We start from the raw sequence: 21,833 nt of genomic DNA, 5'->3' as shown, positions 1-21,833 counted from the left end.
CCGATGCACCGCCGATGGGCGAGCCGGCGGCGACCATGGCCAGGCGCTGGGCGGGGCCGGTGGTGCCGCTGGCCGACGCGCCGGCCGCGCCCCTGATCGTTGATGCTCTGTTCGGCACCGGTCTCACCCGGCCTTTGCCGGCCAGCGCCCAGGCTGCACTCGATCGGCTGCAAGGTGCCGGGCGCGTGGTGGCGATCGACATCGCCTCAGGGTTGGAGGCCGACACCGGCCGCGCCCTGGGTCGGCCCTTGCCAGCAGAACTCACCCTGAGCTTTGGTGCTGCCAAGCCGGGCCATGTGCTGGGGGAGGGCGCCTTCGTCACCGGCCGGCTGGCCGTGGTCGATATCGGCATCGCTATCGCCAGCCCGCTCGGCTTCACCGCCCGGCCGCGCATGACAGGGCCGGCACCGACCGCGCACAAATATGAACGCGGCTGGGTGATGGTGGTGGAAGGCACACCCGGCCATGGCGGCGCGGCCGGCCTCGCGGGCCTAGCCGCGTTGCGCTCGGGCGCCGGGCTGGTGACATTGGCGGGGGAGGGCACGCAACTGCCGGCGCTCGCCCTGATGCGGCGCAGCGATGACGAGGCGGCCGCCCTGCTGACTGACAAACGGCTGGGTGCCGTGGTGATCGGGCCGGGCATGGACGCCGATGCGCGGGCGCGCGGTTGGCTGAAGCGGCTCACTTGGGCCGGCAAGGCGCTGGTGATCGATGCCGGGGCGCTGCGCCTGCTGCCCGCCGGGCCGATTGGCGCGCCGGCCGTGCTCACCCCGCACGAAGGCGAGTTCACCCAATTGTTTGGCGCGATTGGCGATGACCGGTTGGCGGCGGTGCAGGCAGCGGCGGCGAGCAGCGGCGCTGTGGTGCTGCTGAAGGGGGCGGCCACCATCATCGCGGCGCCCGATGGCCGCGCCGCGATCAACGCGCACGCCAGCCCATGGCTGGCCACCGCCGGCTCCGGCGACGTGCTGGCCGGCATGGTCGCTGCGCTGATCGCGCAAGGGCTGCCCTTGTTTGAGGCGGCACAGGCGGCAGCCTGGCTGCATGGCGAGGCTGGCCTGCGGCTGGGGCCGGGCGGCATTGCCGATGATCTGGTGGCCAGCCTGCCGGCCGTGCTGGCCAGTCTGTGAGCGACATCAGGCCCATTGTCCGGCTGGCCGCGCGCGGGGACGGAATCAGCGATGATGGCCGCTTCGTGCCGCTGGCCGCGGTGGGCGACAGCGTTGATTTCAGCAGCAATCCGCCGCGCATCATGCCCGGCCCGCATCATGCCGCACCGGCCTGCGCGCATTATCCGGCCTGCGGCGGCTGCCAGATGCAGCACATGGACGAGGCGGCCTATCGCGATTTCGTCATCGACCGGTTGAGCCGGGTGATGCCAGGTGGGCTGCCGGCCGATGTGCGACCCATCGCGCTGTCACCGCCGCGCAGCCGGCGCCGCGCCAGCCTGAAGGCGCTGAAGCGCGGCGGGAAACTCGTGCTGGGCTTTCACAGCGAGGGCACGCACGCACTGGTCGATATCGCCGATTGCCCGGTGCTCAGCCCCGATCTGATGGCCTTGCTGGCGCCGCTGCGGGTGCTGCTGAAGGCCAGGCTGAAGGACGGGCAGGGGGCCGGCATCGCGCTCACCCAGTCCGACGCCGGGGTGGACGTGCTGCTTGCCAACGTCTCGGCCGAAGGGCTCGCGGCGATCGAGGCGCTGACGGATTTCGCCGCCGCGCACGACCTGGCGCGCCTGAGTGTGGAGGGACCGGGCGGCATCGACACGCTGGTGGAACGCCGCCAGCCGGTGCTGGCGATGGGCGGGGTGGACGTGCCGCTGCCGGTGGCGCCGTTCCTGCAGGCAACGCGCGAGGGCGAGGCGGCGCTGGTGGCGGCGGTGCTGGAAGCGGTGGGTGATGCGGCCAAGGGCTCTGGGCGTGTTGCGGACCTTTTCTGCGGGCTGGGCACGTTTGCGCTGCCCTTGTCGGCAAAGGCCCAGGTGCTGGCGGTCGATGCCGCCGGGCCCGCCGTGATGGCGCTGGGTGTGGCCGCGCGCCAGGCCGGTCGCCGGGTGGAGGTGCAGCACCGCGACCTGTTCCGGCGGCCGCTGGAAGGCAAGGAACTGACCGCATGGCAAGCTGTGGTGTTCGATCCGCCGCGCGCCGGGGCCGAGGCGCAGGCGAAAGCATTGGCGGCGGGCCCGGTGCCGGTGCTGGTGGCGGTATCGTGCAATCCCAACAGCTTCGGGCGCGATGCGAAGATATTGGTGGAAGGCGGCTATCGCATCACCACGCTGTGGCCGGTGGCGCAGTTCCGCTGGTCCAGCCATGTCGAACTGGTGGCGCGCTTCGAACGCGATTAAACTGTCTGGCAGGGGGAGGGCCTGCACATGCCGACCGATGCACGCGTGGATGCCTATATCGCGAAGGCCCAGCCTTTCGCGCAGCCGATCCTGAACCATTTGCGCGCACTTGTGCACGGCCGCTTCCCGGATGCGACCGAGACGATCAAGTGGAGCATGCCCTTCTTCGAACGGGGTGGGCGGCCGCTGGCGATGATGGCGGCATTCAAGGCGCATGCCGGCATCGGCATTTTCGATGGCAGCACCATGGCCAGCGGTGAGGGCATGGGCAGCCTCGGCAAGCTGACGTCGCTTGCCGACCTGCCGTCGGATGCCGATTTGCTGGCCATGCTCGAAAAGGCCGATGCGCTGATTTCCGCTGGCAAGGGCGGCATGATCAACACGACCAGGCAGCGCACGCCCAAGGCCGAGATTGCGATGCCCGACGATGTGGCGGCCGCGCTGGCAGCAGCACCGGCTGCCGAGGCCGGGTTTGCCGCGCTGCCGCCCGGCGCCCGGCGCGAATATCTGGAATGGGTGACCAGCGCCAAGCAGCCGGCAACGCGGGCCAAGCGCATCGAGACCACGGTCGCACAGGCCGCCGGGGGCAAGAAGCTCAACTGGCGATACGAGAAGTGCTGATCAGGCGCTGGCGAGGCTGAGCGCCAGTACGACCAGGCCCATCAGGCAGAGCGAGGCCAGCGCGAACACGGCAAATCGCACGACGACGCGGTTGGAAAGGATTTGCACCAGGCTGTGAATGATGCGCAGGCCCGCATAACCCCAGGCCAGGTTGACCGCCAGGCTGCCGCCTTCGCCCATCACCGCCAGCGCCAGGGCGGTGGCATAGAAGATCGTCGGCTGTTCCATCAGATGGTTGTAATTGTCGGCCACCCAGCTTGCCTTCACCTCGCCGGCGGCAACCAGATCATCGCGCAGGCTCTTGCCGGTCGAGCCGACCATCCTGGTGCCATCGATGCCGGCGCGGCTCATCGCCGGCAGGCGGGTGGCATACATCCACAGCCAGATGATCATCGTCCAGCCGGCCAGCGCCAGCATCGGCAGCAGGATCGCCTTGTCCATATGAAAAACCCTCCCCGTTTGGTGGCGGGGAGGGTTCTTCCTTTTCAGCGCGAAGTCAAATCAGGCGAACAGCTTGCCCGCCCGTGAGGCGTCAGCCGAACAGTTTGCCCCACGCGCGCTTGGCGCGGGCTTTCCAGTGGCCACGGTGATAGGCGTCGCTGGCGAGCAGCGGCATCACCGAGCCGGCTTCGGCGAACACCATCTGCTCGATGCCGGTGTTGACCTTGCCCCACGAGGCCGCTTCCTGCAGCGTCGAGGACGAGCAGGCACCGTCGCGCACGTCGGCCACGGTGATCTGCACAGCATATTTGTGCACTTCGACATCGTGGTGGCCCAGGATTTCGGCGCAAACCACCGTGTCCTGGATGAAGTTCTTCGGCACGCCGCCGCCGATCATCAACAGGCCGGTGGTGCCGGCTGCGATCTTGATGTCGGTCAGTTCGCGGAAATCGGCGATGGCATCCAGCATCATGTAGGGCTGGCCGGCCTTGGCGCGATCGACCTGGTGCTTGACGAGGCCGAAACCGGCGCTGCTGTCGACGAAGGCCGGGCAGAAGATCGGCACGTCATGCTCATAGGCGAGCTTGACCAGGCTGTTGTCCTTCTTGCCGTGCTGGCTGAGATACTTGCCCATCTCGCGGATGAAGGCGCGGCTGGAATAACCCTTGGGTTCCAGCGTGTTGGCGATCTCGTAGATGGTGTGATCGGTCTGCTGCAGGGCTTCTTCGTCGATATAGGTATCATAGATGCGGTCGATCAGCAGCGAGCGCAGCGTGTCGTCATCCGGCACTTCCAGCGCCTGATAATGCTTGTGGCCAAGGCCTTCGAAGAAATCCATGTCCACGATGGAGGCGCCGGTGGCGACGATGCCATCGACCATGTTGTTCTTCACCAGCTCGGCATAAAGATCCATGCAGCCGCCGGCCGAGGTGGAGCCGGCGATGACCAGGAAGATGGTGCAATCCGGATCGGCCAGCATCTGGTTGTAGATGGCGGTGGCGCGGGCCAGATCGCGGCTGGTGAAGCTCATCTTGGCCATGCCGTCGATGATCGGGCGGGCGTCGAAGCTGGTGATGTCGATATGTTCGACCAGGGTCGACAGCAGCTCGGCCTTGCGCTGGCGCTCGGCAGGGGTGAGTTCGGTGACGACGTGGTTCAGCGTATCAGTCATGGATTGCTCCCGGTAACAGATGGGGTGGCCCGGCATTTCCAAAGGGAAACGCCGCCCGCGGCCGGGGGAGTCCGGCGCCGAGCGGGGAAAGCGGCCCCCGCCGGCAAAGGCGGGGGCGCGAAAGACTTACTTCGAGCGCAGCTGGATAATCTTGTCCGGCGACTCTTCCGTGACAGCATAGAGCGTGTCCATCGGTTCGTCGGAGACGATCACCGTTTCGCCGGCGGTGAAACCGTTGAAGCCGGTGCGCATGGCTTGGCCATAGGCGCCGAGCATGCCGATCTCGATATAATCACCGGCCGCGATGTCGGCCGGCAGGGCAAACGGCCCGCGCATGTAATCCATGTCGTCGCAGGTTGGGCCCCAGAAGCTGAACTCGACATCGCGGGCGCGGCTTTCGGTGTCGCGCACGAGGCTGACCGGGAAGCGCCAATCGATGTGCGCGGCATCGAACAGGGCGCCATAGGCACCATCGTTGATGTAGAGCACGTCGGCCTTGCGGGCTTCGACGCGGACCAGCACCGAGCTGTACTCGGCGCACAGCGCGCGGCCGGGCTCGCACCACAGCTCTGCCGAATAGGAGATCGGCAGCGCTTCGAAGCCGCGGTGGATCACCTCGAAATAGGCCTCGAGACGCCCCGGCTCCATGCCCGGATAATGCGACGGGAAGCCGCCGCCGACATCGACGATGTCAACGGTGACGCCGGCCGCCACGATGGCGGCGCGCACCTGCGCCATGGCATCGCCATAGGCCTGCGGGCTCATCGCCTGGCTGCCGACATGGAAGCAGATGCCGAGCGCATCGGCGACCTGGCGGGCCGCCATCAGCACGGGCGCAGCTTCATCGGCCGGCACGCCGAACTTGGAAGCGAGGCTGAGCTTGGAGTGCGAGGAGGAGACGCGCAGCCGCACGCACAGCGTCAGGTCCGTCGCCGGCACGCCGTTAGTTGCGGTGGCGGCCACGATCTTGTCGAGCTCGTCGATCGAATCGAGGCTGAACACCCGCACGCCGTGGCTGTGATAGGCCTCGGCAATCGCCTCCGGCGCCTTGATCGGGTGCATGAAGCACAAGGTGGCGTTGGGCGCGACCTCGCGCACCAGCCGCACTTCGGCGATGGAGGCGACGTCATAGTGCGTCAGCCCCGCATCCCACAGGGTGCGGATCAGGTCAGGCGAGGGATTCGCCTTGACCGCATACATCGACAAGCCCGGAAACTTCGACAGGAAGAACCGGGCCGCGCGGCGGGCGGCGTGGGGGCGAACAAGGGTAACGGGCTGCGTTGGACGCAGGGACCGCGCTACCGACAGCGCATCATGGTGCTTGAGCAACTCAAGGGACCTCCGGGTGGGCAAAGCATGTCGCAGCTGCGCGCTTGACTGGTTTTCCCCCGAAGAGGGCGACCGGCCGATCGCTGGCATTGACACCAAAGCTGCCTTGCGGTGGAAGTCCCATGGGGCAGCGGACGCGCTTGTTATGGCCGATAGCCCCCCGTGTAAAGAAGAAATTTGTTACAGTGAAAAATGCGGTTTTGGCTTGGCCTTTCAAGGGCTTGCCAAGGGGTCTGACAAGAGGCTTATAGGGGCCGCAATTCAGCCTGCGACAGTTTGGCGAAAGGGCGTTTTTTCAATGGTTTCCCCTGTCACCCACAGCGACGTTCTGGTTGCCGCAGAGCGCCTGGCCGGCTGGCCGGTGCGCACCCCGCTGGTCAATTCGCCGGCGCTTGATGCGATCTGCGGCGGCCGCGTGTGGTTCAAGGCAGAGAATCTGCAGCTGACCGGCAGCTTCAAGTTCCGCGGCGCCATGAATCGCCTGTCTGCGATTCCGCCCGAAGGCCGGCGCGGCGGCGTGGTCGCCTATTCATCGGGCAATCATGCCCAGGGCGTGGCGCGGGCGGCAAAGCTGCTCGGCATGCCGGCGCTGATCGTGATGCCGTCGGACGCGCCGAAGCTGAAGGTGGAACGCACCCGCGCCGACGGCGCCGAGGTGGTGTTCTATGACCGGCTGACCGAGGCGCGCGAGACGATCGCCGCCAAACTGGCCGAAGCGCGCGGCGCCATCATCGTGCCGCCCTTTGCCGATCCGCTGATCATTGCCGGGCAGGGCACCGCGGGCCTGGAAGCCGTGCAGCAGCTGGCCGAGAAGGGCGAGACGGCCGACCTGGCGATGACCTGCTGCGGTGGCGGCGGCCTTTCAGGGGGCTTTGCGGCGGGCAGCCAGCTGCCAGTCGTGGTTGTGGAACCCGACGGCTATGACGACGTCTGCCGCAGCCTGGCGGCGGGGCACATATTGCCGGTGGAAAACCCCGGCCCCACCCGCTGCGACGCGCTGCAGACGCTGCGCATGGCGGAGATCACCTTTGCAACGCTCACCCACCACGGCGCCACCGGCGTATCGGTGAGCGAGGCCGAAGTGGCGCGCGCCGTCGCTTTTGCCTTCCGAGAACTGAAGCTGGTGGTGGAGCCAGGTGGTTCGGTGACACTGGCAGCGCTGCTGGCCGGCAAGCTGGACGTGCGGGGCAAGACAGTGATCGCCACGCTGTCGGGCGGCAACATCGATGCCGAGGTGCTGGTCTCCTGCCTGCAGGAGGCGGGTGCGCTTCAAGCCACCAGCCGGCGGTAAAGGTGCCAGGTGGCGTGGCCGAGCACCGGCAGCGCCACCAGCAGGCCCAGGAAGGCCGGCAGCATGGCGGCGAACAGCGCGGCGGCGATCAGCACCGCCCAGATCAGCAGCATGCGGGCATTGGCGCGCATGGCCGAGAGGCTGGCGATGATCGCGGTCATGAAATCGACGTCGCGATCAACCAGCATCGGCAGGCTCACCACGGTGACGGCATAGAAGCCCAGCGCTAGGCAAGCCCCGACCGCGCTTCCGAAACCGAGCATGAGCACGCCGGTGCCAGTGAGCAGGAAGGCCAGGCTGTCGGTTCCGCTGCCGGACTGGAAGATGGCAAAGATGGCGTGGGCGATCATCAGCCAGAAACCGAAGGCGACGAAGATGATCATGCCCATCGACAATATCTGATCATCACCGCGGCCGCGCAGCGCCCCCAGCACGGCACCCCAGCGCAGTGGCAGCCTGGCCTCACGGCGCCGGCTGACCTCATAGAGGCCGACAGCGCAGAAGGGGGCCAGCAACGGAAAGCCGGCCGCGGCGGGCACCAGCCAGGCCACGGCGGCCTGGGTCACCAGCGCCCAGGCCAACGCCAGCCCGGCGGCGACATAGAGGCCGGCGAAGAACAGACCGAACTGCGGCGCAGCGCGAAAATCCGCCCAGCCGGCTGCCAGTGCCGCCTTCAGATCGCTCCAGGTGATCCCGCGGTTGACCGGCACCGCCAGCACGACCGGCTTGCGCGGGGCATTGCTTGCCATCGTCCATCCCCCCAGATGCCGCGGCGATGTTGCCCGAGGCGCAGGCCCCGAACAATTAGGGATCAATGCTGAGGGCGCGCGGCCGCGTCAGTCGACGCTGGGCCGAGCGAAGCGGTGGCCGGCCGGGATCTCGCGCACGGCGGCCGGCTCCTCGCCGAACCAGCGCGCCACTTCGGCCTGGGCGGCGGCATCGAGGTGGAGGCCAAGCTTGGTGCGGCGCCACAGCACATCGGCGCTTGATTGCGCCCATTCGTTGGCCTTGAAATAGTCGAGCTCGGCTTCGAATACGCCGCCCAGGTTGCGGCCCAGCCCGCCGGCCAGTAGGTCGGCCGCCGGTGCGCCGATGGTCATGGCCAGCCGCTTGACCAGCTTGGGATCATAGTTGGACTCGCGCGCCGTCAGCTGATCGAGCCAGCGCTTGAAGGCGGCCTGGCCATTTTCGCGCCGGAGTCCATTGGGCGCGCGCTCGATGGCGCCGCCGGGCAGGGGGGCATCGGCCGTCCAGCGCTTCGATTTCGGCGCGATGCGGGCCATCACGTCTTCGGCGAGCACGCGATAGGTGGTGATCTTGCCGCCCACGATGGTCATCGCGTCCATGCCCGGATGATCAACCAGGCGGTAATCGCGGGTGGTTTCCTTGTCATCCTTGCCGCTTTCCAGGATCAGTGGGCGCACGCCGACAAAGCGGTGGACCACGTCGTCCGGCGTCAGCGGCCGCGCCAGATAGCGGTTGGCGGCGGCGAGCAGATACTCGACCTCGGCGGCGCTCACCGTTGCGTCTTCCGGCCGGCTCACATCGCCTTCGGTGGTGCCGATCAGCGAATAATCATGCTCATAGGGGATGATGAAGATGATGCGGCCATCGGGCTGCTGCAGCATGAAGGCATCGCGGCCCATGTGGACGCGGCGGGTGACGATATGGCTGCCCTGCACCAGGCGCAGCGGCGGCGCATCGTTCAACCCCATGACGCGGCGGGCGACATCCTCCGCCCATGGCCCGCCAGCGTTGATCAGGCGGCTGGCGGCGATGCTGCGGCCATCGGCCAGGCTGAGCTGCCACAGCCCGTTCACCCGTTCGGCCCGCGCCACGGGCGTGCGCGGCAGCACGGTCGCCCCGCGCGCGGCGGCGTCCTTGAGATTCTCGACCACCAGCCGGGCATCATCCACCCAGCCATCCCAATAGCGGAAGGCGGTGCGATAACGCTGGTCGAGCGCCCGGCCGGCGCGCTCGCTGCGAAGGTCGATGCGCGCTGATCCCGGCACCACCTCGCGGTGCGCGAGATGATCATAGAGGAAGGTGCCCAGCCGCAGCATCCACACGGGGCGCATGCCGTCGGCATAGGGCAGCACGAAGGCCTGCGGCCAAGTGATGTGCGGCGCGATATCGAGCAGCACCTCGCGTTCGGCCAGCGCCTTGCGGACCAGGCCAAAGGCGTAGAATTCGAGATAGCGCAGGCCGCCGTGGATCAGCTTGGTGGAGGCAGACGAGGTGGCGCCACCAACATCGCCGGCATCGATGATCGCGACGCTGAGGCCGCGGCCACTGGCATCACGGGCGATCCCGGCGCCATTGATGCCGGCGCCGATGATGGCAAGATCGAAGGGCTGGTCAGGCAGGCTCACATCTGCTTCCCTACCGGTGAAACCAGTCAGAGAAAAGCCAACATGACCGACCCGCTTCTGCTCGTGCTCGACGCCGGCACCACCTCCGCAAGGGCGATCGCCTTTTCCATGAGCGGCGACATCGTCGCCAGCGCTGGCCGCCCGATGACCCAGCATTATCCGGCAAGTGGCTGGGTGGAGCATGATGCGGCCGAGGTCCGCGACCTGTCGCGTGCCTGCCTGGAGGAGGTGGCAGCGCAGGTGGGAATCGAGCGCATCGCCGCCATCGGCATCACCAACCAGCGCGAGACCGTGTGTTTCTGGGATCGCACCACCGGCGAGCCGCTCGCCCGCGCCATCGTCTGGCAGGATCGGCGCACCGCCGATTATTGTGCCGGGTTGAAGGCGGCCGATCCGGGCCTGGAGCCGCGCGTGCAGGCAAAGACCGGCCTGCTGCTCGATCCCTATTTCTCGGCCACCAAGATGCGCTGGGCGCTCGACAACTGGCCGATGGTGGCTGACGCCGCCAAGGACGGACGGCTCGCGGTGGGCACGGTTGAATCCTGGCTGATCTGGCATCTGTCGGGCGGCAAGACGCATGTGACCGACGCCACCAACGCCAGCCGCACGCTGCTGATGGATCTGGCAAGTTGCGAATGGGACGATGAACTGATCGCCCTGTTCGGCGTGCCGAAGGCCGCGCTGCCGGCCATTGTCGATTGCGCCGGCGCACTGGCGGAAACCACATTGTTGGGCCGCACCATCACGATTAGCGGCGCCGCCGGCGACCAGCAGGCCGCCGCCATCGGCCAGGCCTGCCTGAGCGCCGGCATGCTGAAGGCGACCTATGGCACCGGCTGCTTCCTGCTCGCCCACGCCGGCACTGAGCCGCCGGTTTCGCGAAACCGCTTGCTGGCCACGGTGGCCTGGCGGCTTGGCGGCAAACCCGCCTATGCCCTGGAAGGCGCAATCTTCGTGGCGGGATCGGCCATCCAGTGGCTGCGCGACGGGCTGGGCATCATCGCCACCAGCGCCGAAAGCGAGGCGCTGGCGCAGAGCGTGCCCGACAATGGTGGCGTGAGCTTCGTGCCGGCGCTGGCGGGCCTGGGAGCGCCCTATTGGAACCCCGATGCACGCGGGGTGATCTGCGGCCTGTCGGGCGGCAGCACGCGGGCGCACGTGGTGCGCGCCGCGCTGGAAGCGCAGGGCCAGCAGACGGCGGATCTGGTCGATGCCCTGGCTGCCGATGGTGTGCCGGCGGCGATGCTGCGCGTCGATGGCGGCATGGTCGCCAACAACTGGCTGTGCCAGGACCTCGCCGACAGCCTGGGCGTGGTGGTGGAACGGCCACGCGTGATCGAAACCACAGCGATGGGCGCAGCGATGCTGGCCGGGGTTGGCGTTGGCCTGTTCAGCGATCTCGCTGGCGCTGCCGCCGCGATGGCAGCGGCCGATGTGCGCTTCCACCCTGCCACCGATGGTGCCGCCCGCACCGCCCGCCGCGCCCAGTGGCAGGCAGCCATCACCAAGGTGCTGGCGTGACCGCGATCACCGGGCTGGCGCTGGTGGCAGCGCTGGCCCTGGTGGTGGGCGGGGCCTGGTTGTGGCGTCAGCCTGGCGGCAACCGGACCAAGGCGATGCTGATGATCGTGGCCGGCGCCGTGGTGGCCTTCAACGCCTGGATCAACAGCCTGCCGGTGCCGGCCTGATCCAGCCGCCCTGTCAAAAAATCGGGCATTTTGGGCGATTCTCAGGGCAAAATCGGCACTTTCCGATCGATTTAGCGCAATTTCCTTCATTTTATGCGTCATTTCTCTTGAAATAGCGCCGCTGGTCAACAATTACAGCGATGTAATGTTCAAGGAAGGGGATCGCCTCATGCGTCTGTCGCTCATCACGGCCTCCGTGGCTCTGCTTGCCCTGTCCGCACCGGCGCTCGCCCAGCGCCATGCCGATCTCGTCTATCTGCAGCAGTTCAACGCGCGCCATAAACTGCTAGCCGCCGCAGCAGCAGACAAGCAGAAGCAAGCGAAGCAGGCGCCGGCCCGGCAGGAGCTGGCCACGGCCCCGGCGCCGGCCCGCACTGGCAACGCTGGCAACCGCTGAGCTGGAACAGCGCCGGCTTGCAACCGGCGACCGGGGTGATGCGAATGGGCCATCGTGCATCCCGCACGTCCGGAGCCCAGTCATGCGCCTTCTTCCCGTTCTTGCTGTCGCCGTTGCCGCCCTGTTCGCCGCTGGCACCGCCCAGGCGCGCAGCCCTGCCCATAACGCAATCGGGTTCTGCTGCAGCCATAGCGCCCCCTGCTGCCAGCACGACGGCTGCCCAGCCTGCGACTAATCAAAGCTTGCATCATGCTTCACCCTTCCTAGTCTGGCGGACAACGTCATTCTGGGGAGGGTGTCATGAACCGCAAAGGCCTGAAAATCGGGCTGTTGTCCGCCACTGTGCTGGTGGTCTCCAGCATGCCAGTGCTGTCCGGCGGACCGGGCAGCGGGGTGCGCGGGGTTGATGCGCAGCGGCTGATCAATGCCCGCAGCGAGCCGGACAACTGGATGACGCACGGCGGCACCTATGCCGAACAGCGCTTTGCCGATCTCACCCAGATCAATGCCGACAATGTGAAGCAGCTGGGCCTGGCCTGGTATGCCGATCTGCCCACCAACCGCGGCCAGGAATCCACGCCCATCGAAGTCGATGGCACGCTCTACACCACCACCTCATGGTCGAACGTGATGGCCTTCGATGCCGTCACCGGCAAGCTGAAGTGGCATTATGACCCCAAGGTGGACAAGGCGCGCGGGCACAGCGCCTGCTGTGATGTCGTCAATCGCGGTGTCGCGGTGTGGGGCGGGCTGGTGTTTGTCGCCGCGCTGGATGGCCGGCTGATCGCGCTGGATGCGGCCACCGGCAAGGTGAAATGGTCGACGCAGACCTTCACCGACACCGCCAAGCCCTACACCATCACCGGCGCACCGCGCGTGATGAAGGGGCTGGTGGTGATCGGCAATGGCGGTGCCGAACTGGGTGTGCGCGGCTATGTGACCGCCTATGATGCCATGACCGGCAAGAAGAAATGGCGCTTCTTCACCGTGCCGGGCAACCCGGCCGATGGCCCCGATGGCGAAGTGTCGGACAGCGTGATGGCCGGCAAGGCAGCGCCAACCTGGTTTGGCGAATATTGGAAGGGCGGCGGCGGCGGCACCGCCTGGGATACCATCGTCTACGACCAGGAACTGGACCAGCTCTATATCGGGGTTGGCAACGGATCCCCGTGGAATCACATGATCCGGTCCGACGGCAAGGGCGACAATCTCTTCCTGTCGTCGGTGCTGGCGCTGAAGCCCGATACCGGCGAATATCTCTGGCATTATCAGGGCACACCCGGCGAGACCTGGGATTATACCGCCACCCAGCCGATCATGCTGTCGACGCTGATGATCGACGGGCGCCCACGCAAGGTGCTGATGCAGGCACCGAAGAACGGCTTCTTCTATGTGATCGACCGCGCCAACGGCCAGCTGATCTCGGCCAAGAGTTTTGCGACACAGACCTGGGCGACGGGCGTCGACATGAAGACCGGCCGCCCGATCGAGGTGCCGGAAGCGCGTTTCCGCAAGGCCGGCGCGCTGGTGATGCCGTCACCGCTGGGCGCGCACAACTGGCACCCGATGAGCTATTCGCCGCGCACCGGCCTCGTCTATCTGCCGGCGCAGGAGATTCCGCAATTCTACCAGGCGCAGGAAGGCTTTCAGCATCGTGAAGGCGCCTGGAACCTGGGCATTGCCACCGATCCGGGCGGGGTTCCCGATGACCGGGCGCAGTTCAAGGCGATCAAGGCGGCGCTGAAAGGCCGGCTGATCGCCTGGGATCCGGTGGCGCAAAAGCCGGCGTGGGAAATCACCTATGATGGCCCGTGGAACGGCGGCACGCTGGCGACGGCGGGCAATCTGGTGTTCCAGGGCAATGGCGCCGGCGATTTCCAGGCGTTCAATGCCAGCACCGGCAGCAAGCTGTGGAGCTTCAAGGCGCAGACCGGCATCGTCGCGCCGGCCATCAGCTATGCCGTGAAGGGCCAGCAATATGTGGCGATCATGGTCGGCTATGGCGGCGCCTTCCCGTTGACGGCGGCCTTTGACGACCCGCGCGATGCCCGCAATGGCCGCCTGCTGGTGTTCAAGCTGGGCGGCAAGGCGGCGCTGCCACGCGCAACCGAGCCGGTGTTTGCCGCCGCCAACCCGCCGAGCGACGCGTTCACGCCGGAGCAGGTGGCGGAAGGCGGCAAGATCTACAGCGTCAATTGCGCCTTCTGCCATGGCCCGGATGCCCATGCCTCGGGGATCTTGCCCGATCTGCGGCGCTCCGGCGTGCTCACCGACGCGGCGGCGTGGAAGGCCGTGGTGCACGATGGCGCGCTCAAGGCCAATGGCATGATCGCCTTCAGCCGCTGGTACACGCCGGCGCAGGTGGAAGCCGTGCGCGCCTATGTTGGCAGCCAGGCCAAGAAGCTGCAGGCGCAGGAGGCCGCGGGCGGCAAGTGAGTTCCGGAGGGGCCGGCGCCGGCGCTGGCCCCTATTTCTTCCGGCTCAATTCCCGCATCCCGCGGTCCAGCCCTTCCAGGGTAAGCGGATACATGCGGTTGTTCATGATGTCCTTGATCATGCGGATCGACTGACCGTTTTCCCAATGCTTCTCCGGGATCGGGTTGAGCCAGATCGAAGAGTAATAGACATCGGTCATCCGGCGCAGCCACGCCTCGCCGGGCTCCTCGTTCCAATGCTCGGTGCTGCCGCCGGCATAGGTGATCTCATAGGGGCTCATCGAGGCATCGCCGACGAACACCAGTTTGTAATCATGCGGGAATTTGTGGAGGATCTCCATCATCGGCGTGCGCTCGGTCCAGCGCCGCTTGTTGTCCTTCCACACCGCCTCATAGGGGCAGTTGTGGAAATAGAAGAATTCCAGATGCTTGAACTCGGACTTGGCCGCCGAGAACAGCTCCTCGCACAGCTTGATGTGCGGATCCATCGAGCCGCCGATATCGAGCATCAGCAGCAGCTTCACCGCATTGTGGCGCTCGGGCCGCATGACGATGTCCAGCCAGCCCTGTTTGGCGGTGCCGCGGATAGTGGAATCGAGGTCCAGCTCGTCGGCCGCGCCTTCGCGTGCGAAGCGGCGCAGCCGGCGCAGGGCGACCTTGATGTTGCGGGTGCCGAGTTCGACGGTTGAATCGAGATTCTTGAATTCGCGCTTGTCCCAGACCTTCACGGCGCTCTGCTTGCGGCCGTCCTTCTGGCCGATGCGCACGCCTTCCGGGTGATCGCCGTTGGCGCCAAAGGGTGATTTGCCGGCGGTGCCGATCCACTTGTTGCCGCCCTCGTGGCGCTTCTTCTGTTCCTCCAGCCGCTTCTGGAGCGTTTCCATGAGCTTGTCCCAGCCCATCTTCTCCAGTTCGGCGCGCTCCTCCTCGGAGAGGTTCATCTCGGCCAGGGCGCGCAGCCATTCCTCCGGAATCTCGGCCTCGCCGGTCTCAAGAGTCGGCTCGATCCCCTTGAACACCTTGGCAAACACCATGTCGAAACGGTCGAGCAGGCCTTCGTCCTTCACATAGGTGGCACGGGCCAGATAATAGAAATCGGTGATCGAGAAATCGATCGCGTCGCTTTTCAGCGCCTCCAGCAGGATCAGATGCTCCTTCATGGAGGCCGGGATTTTCGCGGCGCGCAATTCTTCGAGGAAGGTGAGGAACATCGGGCGGAGCCTTGACTGAGACGCCGCGACTGTTGCCGGGAGTCGGCGGCAGCACAATGCGGAATTTTGTCAGCCGCGCAGCGCCCTGTCAGCCGGAGGCGGCCTGCCAGCGCGCCAGCTGATCGGCAAAGGCGGCCTGAAAGGCGGGTCGGGCCTCGCCCCGCGCCAGATAGGCGGCCAGTGCCGGCTGCTCGGCCAGCAGCGCCCGGCACGGCGGCCGCCGCAGCACGCAGATCATCATGATATCACCGGCGCTGAAGTCGCCCTCCAGCCAGGGCCTGTCGGCCAGCGCTGTGGCCAGGTCCGCGAGGCGGCGGCGGATACGATCGTCCAGCATCAGCAGGCGCTCGGGCGTCCACGGCCGGTCGCCTTCCAGCATGGCTGTATATTCGCGGTCCAACACCACCGGTTCCAGCGTGCTGACGGCCGCGAACATCCAGGCAATGGCGCGCGCACGGCCGTGGCGGTCCGCGGGCAGCAGGCCAGGATGATTCTCGGCGATGTGGAGCACGATGGCGCCGGATTCGAACAGGGTCAGGCCGTCGGCCTCATAGGCGGGGATCTGCCCGAACGGCTGGCGCGCCTTGTGTTCGGGCGTTTGCAACTCGGCAAATGACAGCGGGCGCAGTTCCGGCGTCACCCCCACCTCGGCCAGCGCCCAGCGCACCGCCATGTCACGCGCCAATCCGCTGCCGCGATCGGGCGAAACGGCGAAGACACTGATGATCGGGTTCATGGCGCGACCATTGTACGCGATTGTGGTTGTTCCGACCCGTGCAGACGCAAGACCAGTACGAAACTGATGATCATCAGCAGGTACCAGGCGCCCAGCTTGGCCAGCGGCACCATCGTCCACCCGCCTTCCTGCCCCGGATAAGCCCAGGTGCGCGTGAATGTGCCGATATTCTCGGCAAACCAGATGAACAAAGCGACCAGCAGCAGACCTAACAGCAAAGGCATCCGCCGCCGCGTCCGCCAGACGGTGAATTCGACCCAGGTGCGGCGCCAGATCAGCGCCGTCGCGGCAAACAACGCCAGCCGCAGATCGGGCCCGAAATGGTGGGTGAAGAAGTTCACATAGATTGCGGCGGCGAGGGCCACGGGCTGCCAGGCCGGCGGGCTGCCGGGCAGGGTGAATTCGAAGATGCGCCAGACCCGCGCGATATAGCTGCCGACGGCGGCATACATGAACCCGCTGAACAGCGGCACGCCGCCCACGCGCAGCAAGGCCGCGTCAGGGTAGGCCCAACTGCCCATCGCCGTCTTGAAGATCTCCATGAGCGTGCCGACGATGTGAAAGGCGAGGATGACCCGGGCTTCCGACCAGGTTTCCAGCCTGAAGGCGAGCATGCCGATCTGGATCAAGGCGCAGGCGATGGTCAGCGCGTCATAGCGGTGGATCGGCGCATCCTGGGGCCACCACAGGTGAGCGGCAATCAACATCGCCAGCACCAGGCCGCCGAACAGGCAGGCCCAGCCCTGTTTGAAGCCGAACAGCAGGAATTCATAACTGCCGGCAGCCAGCGGCGAGCGGAACTCCAACCGCTCCAGCCGGTCGCGCACGCCGGCAAAGCGGGTGCGCTGGGCCAGATCGGGCGGCAGATCGCTCATGCCTGCCTCTGGTGGCCTATCCGCGCAATGCCTTCAAGGTGCGATTGGGCGGGATGACGGTGTCGATGCGGCCGCCAGGGTAGAAGGCGCGGATCGGGGCCTGTTGGGGCAGGGTGGCCAGGGCCTCGGCGAGGGCCGCCACCTCCCAGTGGCCGTCGCCGGTCACCAGCCAGTCGGCGCTCCACGGTTGATAGAGTGCGACGTCCGGCCCCTCGACACCGAAGATGCGGCCGGTGAAGCGGTTGAGCGGCGAGGCGAGATAGACAATGAGCGGCGAGACATGATCGGGCAGGTGGCGATCGAAGCCGTCGGTTCTGGGCATCAACTGGTCCACGCTGGGGCTGGCCATCACCATGCGGGTGCGGGCGGCGGGCGCGATGGCATTGGCGCGGACGCCCAGCGCGGCCAGTTCCTGCGCGGCCACCACCGTCAGGGCGGCGATACCTGCCTTGGCGGCGCAATAAGGGCCGCCATCGGGCATCGGGTGCACACCCACCGGCGATGTGGTGTTGATGATGGCGCGGCCTTCCTTGCGGCCCTCACGCGCCCACAGCGCTGCGGCGTGGTGGCAGACGGCGGTGGTGCCTTTCAGGTGGACGCCGGTTTCAAGGTCAAAGTCTGCCTCGGTCAGGTCGATCAGGCTGGCCGGGCGGTTGATGCCGGCGTTGTTGACGACGATATCCAGCTCGCCGAACGCCGCCACGGCGTCAGCGATGATCGATTCTGCACCGGCCCAATCGGCGACGCTGGCGCGATTGGCCACGGCGCGCCCGCCCGATGCGGTGATTTCGGCCACCACGTCGTCGGCAGCGGACCCCTGTTTTTGATCAGGGCTGCCCCCGGTGACCGACCCGCCCAGATCGTTCACCACCACGGCCGCACCATGGGCGGCGAGCGCCAACGCATGGCAGCGGCCCAGGCCGCGGCCGCCGCCTGTCACAATCGCGACCTTGCCGGAAAGCAGTGCCATGGCTGAAATCCTCCCCACGATCGGGGGAGAGTGCGTGTGGGCGCGTTTGCCGGCAAGACAGTGCTTGTGACAGGGGGCTCGACCGGCATCGGCAATGCCGCGGCGCGCCGCTTCCTGGCCGAAGGCGCGCGCGTGATCGTGACCGGTACCAGGGCGAGCGCCGCCGACTATGCCGGCACCGATGGTGACCTCACGGGACTTGAGTATCACCGGCTGGACCAGGGCGATCTGGCGGCAGTGGCGGCCTTTGATCCGGGCGTGGAGACGCTCGATGCGCTGGTCGTCTCTGGCGCCAAGGTCGCCTACAAGCGGGCCGAGTTCACTCCCGATACCTTTGCCGATGTGCTGGCCACCAATCTCACCGGCCCGATGGCGCTGGCGATGAAGTTTCGCGCCGCGCTGGCCAAGGCCGGGGGCGCCATCGTGTTCGTCGGCTCCGTCGCCAGTTTCCGCGGCACCATCGGCCAGCCGGCCTATTCGGCCAGCAAGGGCGGCCTGCTCACGCTGACCCGCACGCTGGGCCAGGCGCTGGGCGGGGAGGGGATCAGGGTGAACCTGGTCGCGCCCGGCCTGGTGCGATCGAAGATGACCGCCATCACCTGGGAACATCCCGATCGACTGGCGGCGACCGAGCGCCAGGTGCCGCTGGGACGCATCGGCGAGCCCGACGATATCGCCGGGCCGATCCTGTTTCTGGCGTCGGATGCGGCGCGCTATGTCACTGGCACCTCGCTGGTGATCGACGGAGGGCTTTCGGCATGAACGGCCTGAATGGATCGAGCTGGGCGCGCGGCCTGTCCGTGCTGGTCACCGGCGGCACGCAAGGCATCGGCCGGGCGGTGGCGGAGCAGTTCCTGCGGCTGGGTGCCAAGGTGACGGTGACCGGCACCCGCACCCGCATCGAATGCTATGACGATCCCCCCGAGGGGGTCGCCTATGTCCAGGCGGATCTCACCTGGCCCGAAGCGCGGGCGGAAGTGGCGGCGCACATCGACAATCTTGACGTGCTGGTCAACAACGCCGGCCGCGGCTCCCCGCGCGAATATGAGCAGGAAGAGTTCGAGCATGTCATCGACACCAACCTGAACGCGGTGATGGACCTCTCCGTGCGCCTGCACCCGCTCTTGAAGGCGACCAAGGGCAGCATCGTCAATGTCGGCAGCCTCGCCAGCTTCCTGGCGTTGAAGGAGACGCCGGCCTACACCGCGTCCAAGGCGGGCCTGCTTGGCCTCACCCGGGCGCTGGGCGACAAATGGGCGCCCGATGGCGTGCGGGTGAATCTGGTGGCGCCGGGCTTCATCGCCACGCGCATGACCGAAGGCGCCCGCACCAACCCGGATCGCGAGAAGAAACTGATGCGCGCCATCCCGATGCAGCGTTGGGGCGACCCCAACGAAGTGGCCAGCGCCATATTGTTCCTCGCCAGCCCGGCGGCCAGCTACATCACCGGGCAGAGCCTGGCCATCGATGGCGGGTTGATGCTGCGCTGAACGCAGAGCGGCCGTATTTGGCCTGATTCAGCTGATTTTTCCTGCCGAATCAGGCAGGACTGGGTTATTGTCAGGTCAGGGTCATGCAATTTCAGGCGGAGAGTCTGCATGGCCATGATCGAGACCAATCCTGCGGTCACACATATTCAGCAGCCGTCGTCAAAACTCTGCTGGGCAACCAGCATCCTGATGATGCGTCAGGTCATCAAGGGTTGGAATCCTGACATCACACCCGATCGCATCGTGCAGCGATCGATGATGGCAGCGTCGGGCACCAACAAGACGGCGCCTGATTTTCTCATCATCGGTGCCATGTATGATTGGCTCGGTGCGGGCAAATGGGTTAAGCGCCAACTCACCCTTGCCGAGATCAAGAACAATATCGATGCCAACCTGCCGTTCATGATTGGCATCAACTGGAATGCCGGTGGTGCACATGCAATCGTGTGCGGCGGATATGACGCCAAGGGACCCGATTGGGGACTGTTGAAGCTGTTTGATCCGCTGGCGCCATCGTCGGCCACGGTTTCGACAGACCGGATGATCGGCGGAAAATATGATCCGGATTACAAGATCGGCACGGAAAATGCCGGTGGCACCGACCGCACGGCCGGCGCCTGGACCGACAGTTTCATCATTGCCTGACGTTGCTGCCGGCCAGGGCTGCGCCAAACGACAGACAGGCCACCAGCAATCGGCTTGACGATGGCCGTGCCCTGCCGTCTGCTGGGCGGGCAGGGGGAGTGAGTCATGGCGAAGGGCACGCAGTTGGGGGCCGGGTTGTTGCTGATGGCGGGGCTGGCAGGCGCGCTCGATGCCGCACCGGCGGCTGCGGCGCCCGAAGTGGCGGAAGCCTCGATCCTCGACCTGCAGGCAGCGCTCAGCACCGGCAAGCTGACCTCGCGCCAGCTGGTCACCGCCTATCTCGCCCGCATCGCCGCCTATGACCAGGCTGGCCCGGCGCTGAACAGCATCGTCACGCTCAATCCGGCGGCATTGGCGGAGGCCGACGCGCTGGACAAGGAGCGCGCCGCCAAGGGACCGCGCGGCCCGCTGCACGGCATCCCGGTGCTGGTGAAGGACAATTACGACACGCACGACATGCCGACCACGGCTGGCGCCTTGGCGCTGGCGACGCTTCAGCCCGAACGCGACGCCTTCCAGGTGGCCAGACTGCGCGCAGCCGGCGCCATCATCCTGGGCAAGACGGCGATGCACGAACTGGCGGCCGGCACCATCACCATCTCCTCGCTCACTGGCCAGTCGCGCAATCCCTATGATCCGAACCGGTCGCCGGGCGGTTCGAGCGGCGGCACGGGGGCGGCCATCGCCGCCAGTTTCGCCGCCGCCGGCATGGGCAGCGACACCTGCGGCTCGATCCGCATTCCGTCGGCCTATCAGAATCTGTTTGGCCTGCGCTCCACGCGCGGCATGGCCAGCCGCAGCGGCGTGGTGCCATTGTCGGACACGCAGGATATCGCCGGGCCATTGGCCCGCAGTGTCACCGATCTGGCCATCATGCTGGATGCGACCGTGGGTGAAGACCCGGCCGACGCCATCACCCAGGGCGCCAATGCGCATGTGCCGAAATCCTATGCCGCCGCCTTGCAGCCCGGCGCGCTGAAGGGCGCCCGCATCGGCATCCTGCGCAGCCTGTTCGCCGTGGTGCCAGACGATGTGGACGGCAACGCCATTTATGACCGCACCATCGCGGCGCTGCGGGCGGCCGGCGCAGAGGTGGTGGAGGTGGCGTTGCCCGGCCTTGATCAGATGCTGGCCGACACCAGCGCCAGCAAATATGAATTTGCGGGCGACCTGCAGCGCTATCTGGCCAGCCACAAAGGCGCGCCGGTCGGCTCGCTGGCTGAAATCGTCAATGCCGGGCTGCACCATGACCAGCTCGACACCCGCCTGCGCCAGCCGCTGGCCAGCCCGGACCGCAATTCGGCCGACTATCGCACGCTGCTGGCCAAGCGCGTCGTGGTGCGGGCGGCGGCCGATGCGCTGCTGGCGAGGGAGCGGCTGGATGCGGTGCTCTACCCCACCGCGCTGGGCCGTCCGCCGGTGATCGGCGCTGAAAATATCGCCAGCAACTGCCAGTTCAGCGCCGCCACCGGCCTGCCGGCGCTGGCCTTCCCGGCCGGCTTCACGCCGCGTGGTCTGCCGGTGGGAATGGAATTGCTCGGCCCGGCCTTTTCCGAACCGCGCCTGCTCGCCCTGGCCTATGGCTGGGAGCAGACGGCCAGGCCGCGCCAGGCACCGTTCAGCACACCGCCGCTCGTGGCCGGCAAGCCGCCGGGCCCCATGGCTGCCACCGCGCGGCTGGCCAGCAGCAAGGCCAGCGCGACGCTGCGTCTGCGCTATGATCCGCTCACCGCGCGCCTGCATGCTGACGTGGCGGCCAGCGGCGCAGGCAAGGATGCGCCGATCGCCGTGGCGGTGCATCGCCGCCAGGGCGACGG

At 66.9% G+C, this 21,833-nt stretch carries 21 protein-coding genes; 12 read left to right on the top strand and 9 right to left on the bottom strand.

Annotation, left to right across the window (positions count from 1 at the left end; all coding sequences use genetic code 11):
• The 3 genes from GJ693_RS05580 to GJ693_RS05570 form a co-directional block, all read left to right on the top strand.
• On the top strand, positions 1-1,130 hold a 1,130-nt coding region (locus tag GJ693_RS05580; protein ID WP_156255343.1), incomplete at its 5' end, for an NAD(P)H-hydrate dehydratase.
• Positions 1,127-2,344 (top strand): class I SAM-dependent RNA methyltransferase, encoded by a 1,218-nt coding sequence (locus tag GJ693_RS05575; RefSeq protein ID WP_156255342.1) that lies wholly within the window; start codon positions 1,127-1,129, stop codon positions 2,342-2,344. The genes GJ693_RS05580 and GJ693_RS05575, both read left to right, overlap by 4 nt.
• A 27-nt stretch (positions 2,345-2,371) precedes the next feature.
• Positions 2,372-2,965: a YdeI/OmpD-associated family protein gene (locus tag GJ693_RS05570; RefSeq protein ID WP_156255341.1), complete on the top strand. Its 594-nt coding sequence runs from the start codon at positions 2,372-2,374 to the stop codon at positions 2,963-2,965.
• Here the strand turns inward: GJ693_RS05570 and GJ693_RS05565 are convergent, their stop codons facing one another.
• From GJ693_RS05565 to GJ693_RS05555, 3 genes are all read right to left on the bottom strand, one after another.
• A complete protein-coding gene (locus GJ693_RS05565) occupies positions 2,966-3,406 on the bottom strand; it encodes an MAPEG family protein (RefSeq protein ID WP_156255340.1) in 441 nt (146 codons plus the stop codon).
• Positions 3,407-3,497: 91 nt separating this feature from the next.
• Positions 3,498-4,577 (bottom strand): 1,9-bis(guanidino)-5-aza-nonane synthase, encoded by a 1,080-nt coding sequence (locus tag GJ693_RS05560; protein WP_156255339.1) that lies wholly within the window; start codon positions 4,575-4,577, stop codon positions 3,498-3,500.
• Positions 4,578-4,703: 126 nt separating this feature from the next.
• Positions 4,704-5,906: a type III PLP-dependent enzyme gene (locus GJ693_RS05555; protein WP_156255338.1), complete on the bottom strand. Its 1,203-nt coding sequence runs from the start codon at positions 5,904-5,906 to the stop codon at positions 4,704-4,706.
• A gap of 298 nt (positions 5,907-6,204) precedes the next feature.
• On the opposite strand from GJ693_RS05555, the gene GJ693_RS05550 reads away from it, so the two are divergent.
• Positions 6,205-7,197 carry a threonine ammonia-lyase gene (locus tag GJ693_RS05550; RefSeq protein WP_156255337.1) on the top strand — a complete coding sequence of 331 codons (993 nt, stop codon included), beginning with the start codon at positions 6,205-6,207 and terminating at the stop codon, positions 7,195-7,197.
• On the opposite strand, the gene GJ693_RS05545 is transcribed toward GJ693_RS05550, so the two are convergent.
• Positions 7,176-7,946: a DUF2189 domain-containing protein gene (locus tag GJ693_RS05545; protein ID WP_156255336.1), complete on the bottom strand. Its 771-nt coding sequence runs from the start codon at positions 7,944-7,946 to the stop codon at positions 7,176-7,178. The two genes, GJ693_RS05550 and GJ693_RS05545, sit on opposite strands and share 22 nt — an antisense overlap.
• An 87-nt stretch (positions 7,947-8,033) precedes the next feature.
• On the bottom strand, positions 8,034-9,569 hold the full coding sequence (gene glpD, locus GJ693_RS05540; protein ID WP_156255335.1) for a glycerol-3-phosphate dehydrogenase: 1,536 nt from the start codon (positions 9,567-9,569) through the stop codon (positions 8,034-8,036).
• A gap of 42 nt (positions 9,570-9,611) precedes the next feature.
• Between glpD and glpK the strand changes: the two genes are divergently transcribed.
• From glpK to GJ693_RS05520, 4 genes are all read left to right on the top strand, one after another.
• Positions 9,612-11,090: a glycerol kinase GlpK gene (glpK, locus tag GJ693_RS05535; RefSeq protein WP_156255334.1), complete on the top strand. Its 1,479-nt coding sequence runs from the start codon at positions 9,612-9,614 to the stop codon at positions 11,088-11,090.
• Positions 11,087-11,257 (top strand): hypothetical protein, encoded by a 171-nt coding sequence (locus tag GJ693_RS05530; RefSeq protein ID WP_156255333.1) that lies wholly within the window; start codon positions 11,087-11,089, stop codon positions 11,255-11,257. Before glpK ends, GJ693_RS05530 begins: the two co-directional genes overlap by 4 nt.
• 145 nt (positions 11,258-11,402) lie before the next feature.
• Entirely contained in the window at positions 11,403-11,654 is a 252-nt protein-coding gene (locus GJ693_RS05525; RefSeq protein WP_156255332.1) for a hypothetical protein, read from the top strand.
• Between the two features lie 300 nt (positions 11,655-11,954).
• Positions 11,955-14,090 (top strand): PQQ-dependent dehydrogenase, methanol/ethanol family, encoded by a 2,136-nt coding sequence (locus tag GJ693_RS05520; RefSeq protein ID WP_156255331.1) that lies wholly within the window; start codon positions 11,955-11,957, stop codon positions 14,088-14,090.
• Between the two features lie 31 nt (positions 14,091-14,121).
• Here GJ693_RS05520 and GJ693_RS05515 read toward each other — a convergent pair whose 3' ends face one another.
• From GJ693_RS05515 to GJ693_RS05500, 4 genes are all read right to left on the bottom strand, one after another.
• Complete coding sequence (locus GJ693_RS05515; protein WP_156255330.1) at positions 14,122-15,300, bottom strand: vWA domain-containing protein; 1,179 nt, start codon at positions 15,298-15,300, stop codon at positions 14,122-14,124.
• 88 nt (positions 15,301-15,388) lie between these two features.
• A complete protein-coding gene (locus tag GJ693_RS05510) occupies positions 15,389-16,036 on the bottom strand; it encodes a glutathione S-transferase family protein (protein WP_156255329.1) in 648 nt (215 codons plus the stop codon).
• The gene (locus tag GJ693_RS05505; protein ID WP_156255328.1) at positions 16,033-16,911 is read right to left on the bottom strand and encodes a DUF817 domain-containing protein; all 879 of its coding nucleotides are present in this window, start codon (positions 16,909-16,911) and stop codon (positions 16,033-16,035) included. The genes GJ693_RS05510 and GJ693_RS05505 overlap by 4 nt, the downstream gene beginning before the upstream one ends.
• 16 nt (positions 16,912-16,927) lie before the next feature.
• On the bottom strand, positions 16,928-17,881 hold the full coding sequence (locus GJ693_RS05500) for an SDR family NAD(P)-dependent oxidoreductase (protein WP_156255327.1): 954 nt from the start codon (positions 17,879-17,881) through the stop codon (positions 16,928-16,930).
• A 66-nt stretch (positions 17,882-17,947) separates the two neighbouring features.
• Between GJ693_RS05500 and GJ693_RS05495 the strand changes: the two genes are divergently transcribed.
• The 4 genes from GJ693_RS05495 to GJ693_RS05480 form a co-directional block, all read left to right on the top strand.
• Entirely contained in the window at positions 17,948-18,643 is a 696-nt protein-coding gene (locus tag GJ693_RS05495; RefSeq protein WP_235902667.1) for an SDR family NAD(P)-dependent oxidoreductase, read from the top strand.
• Positions 18,640-19,371: an SDR family NAD(P)-dependent oxidoreductase gene (locus GJ693_RS05490; RefSeq protein ID WP_156255325.1), complete on the top strand. Its 732-nt coding sequence runs from the start codon at positions 18,640-18,642 to the stop codon at positions 19,369-19,371. Before GJ693_RS05495 ends, GJ693_RS05490 begins: the two co-directional genes overlap by 4 nt.
• A 108-nt stretch (positions 19,372-19,479) precedes the next feature.
• On the top strand, positions 19,480-20,016 hold the full coding sequence (locus GJ693_RS05485) for a papain-like cysteine protease family protein (RefSeq protein ID WP_156255324.1): 537 nt from the start codon (positions 19,480-19,482) through the stop codon (positions 20,014-20,016).
• Between the two features lie 105 nt (positions 20,017-20,121).
• Positions 20,122-21,833: amidase (locus GJ693_RS05480; RefSeq protein WP_156255323.1), on the top strand; the 1,712-nt coding region annotated here is incomplete at its 3' end.

Origin of the sequence: Sandarakinorhabdus oryzae (assembly GCF_009733735.1) — a bacterium.
Classification (GTDB): Bacteria; Pseudomonadota; Alphaproteobacteria; order Sphingomonadales; family Sphingomonadaceae; genus Sandarakinorhabdus; species Sandarakinorhabdus oryzae.
This window is presented reverse-complemented; position numbering and strand designations above follow the sequence as displayed.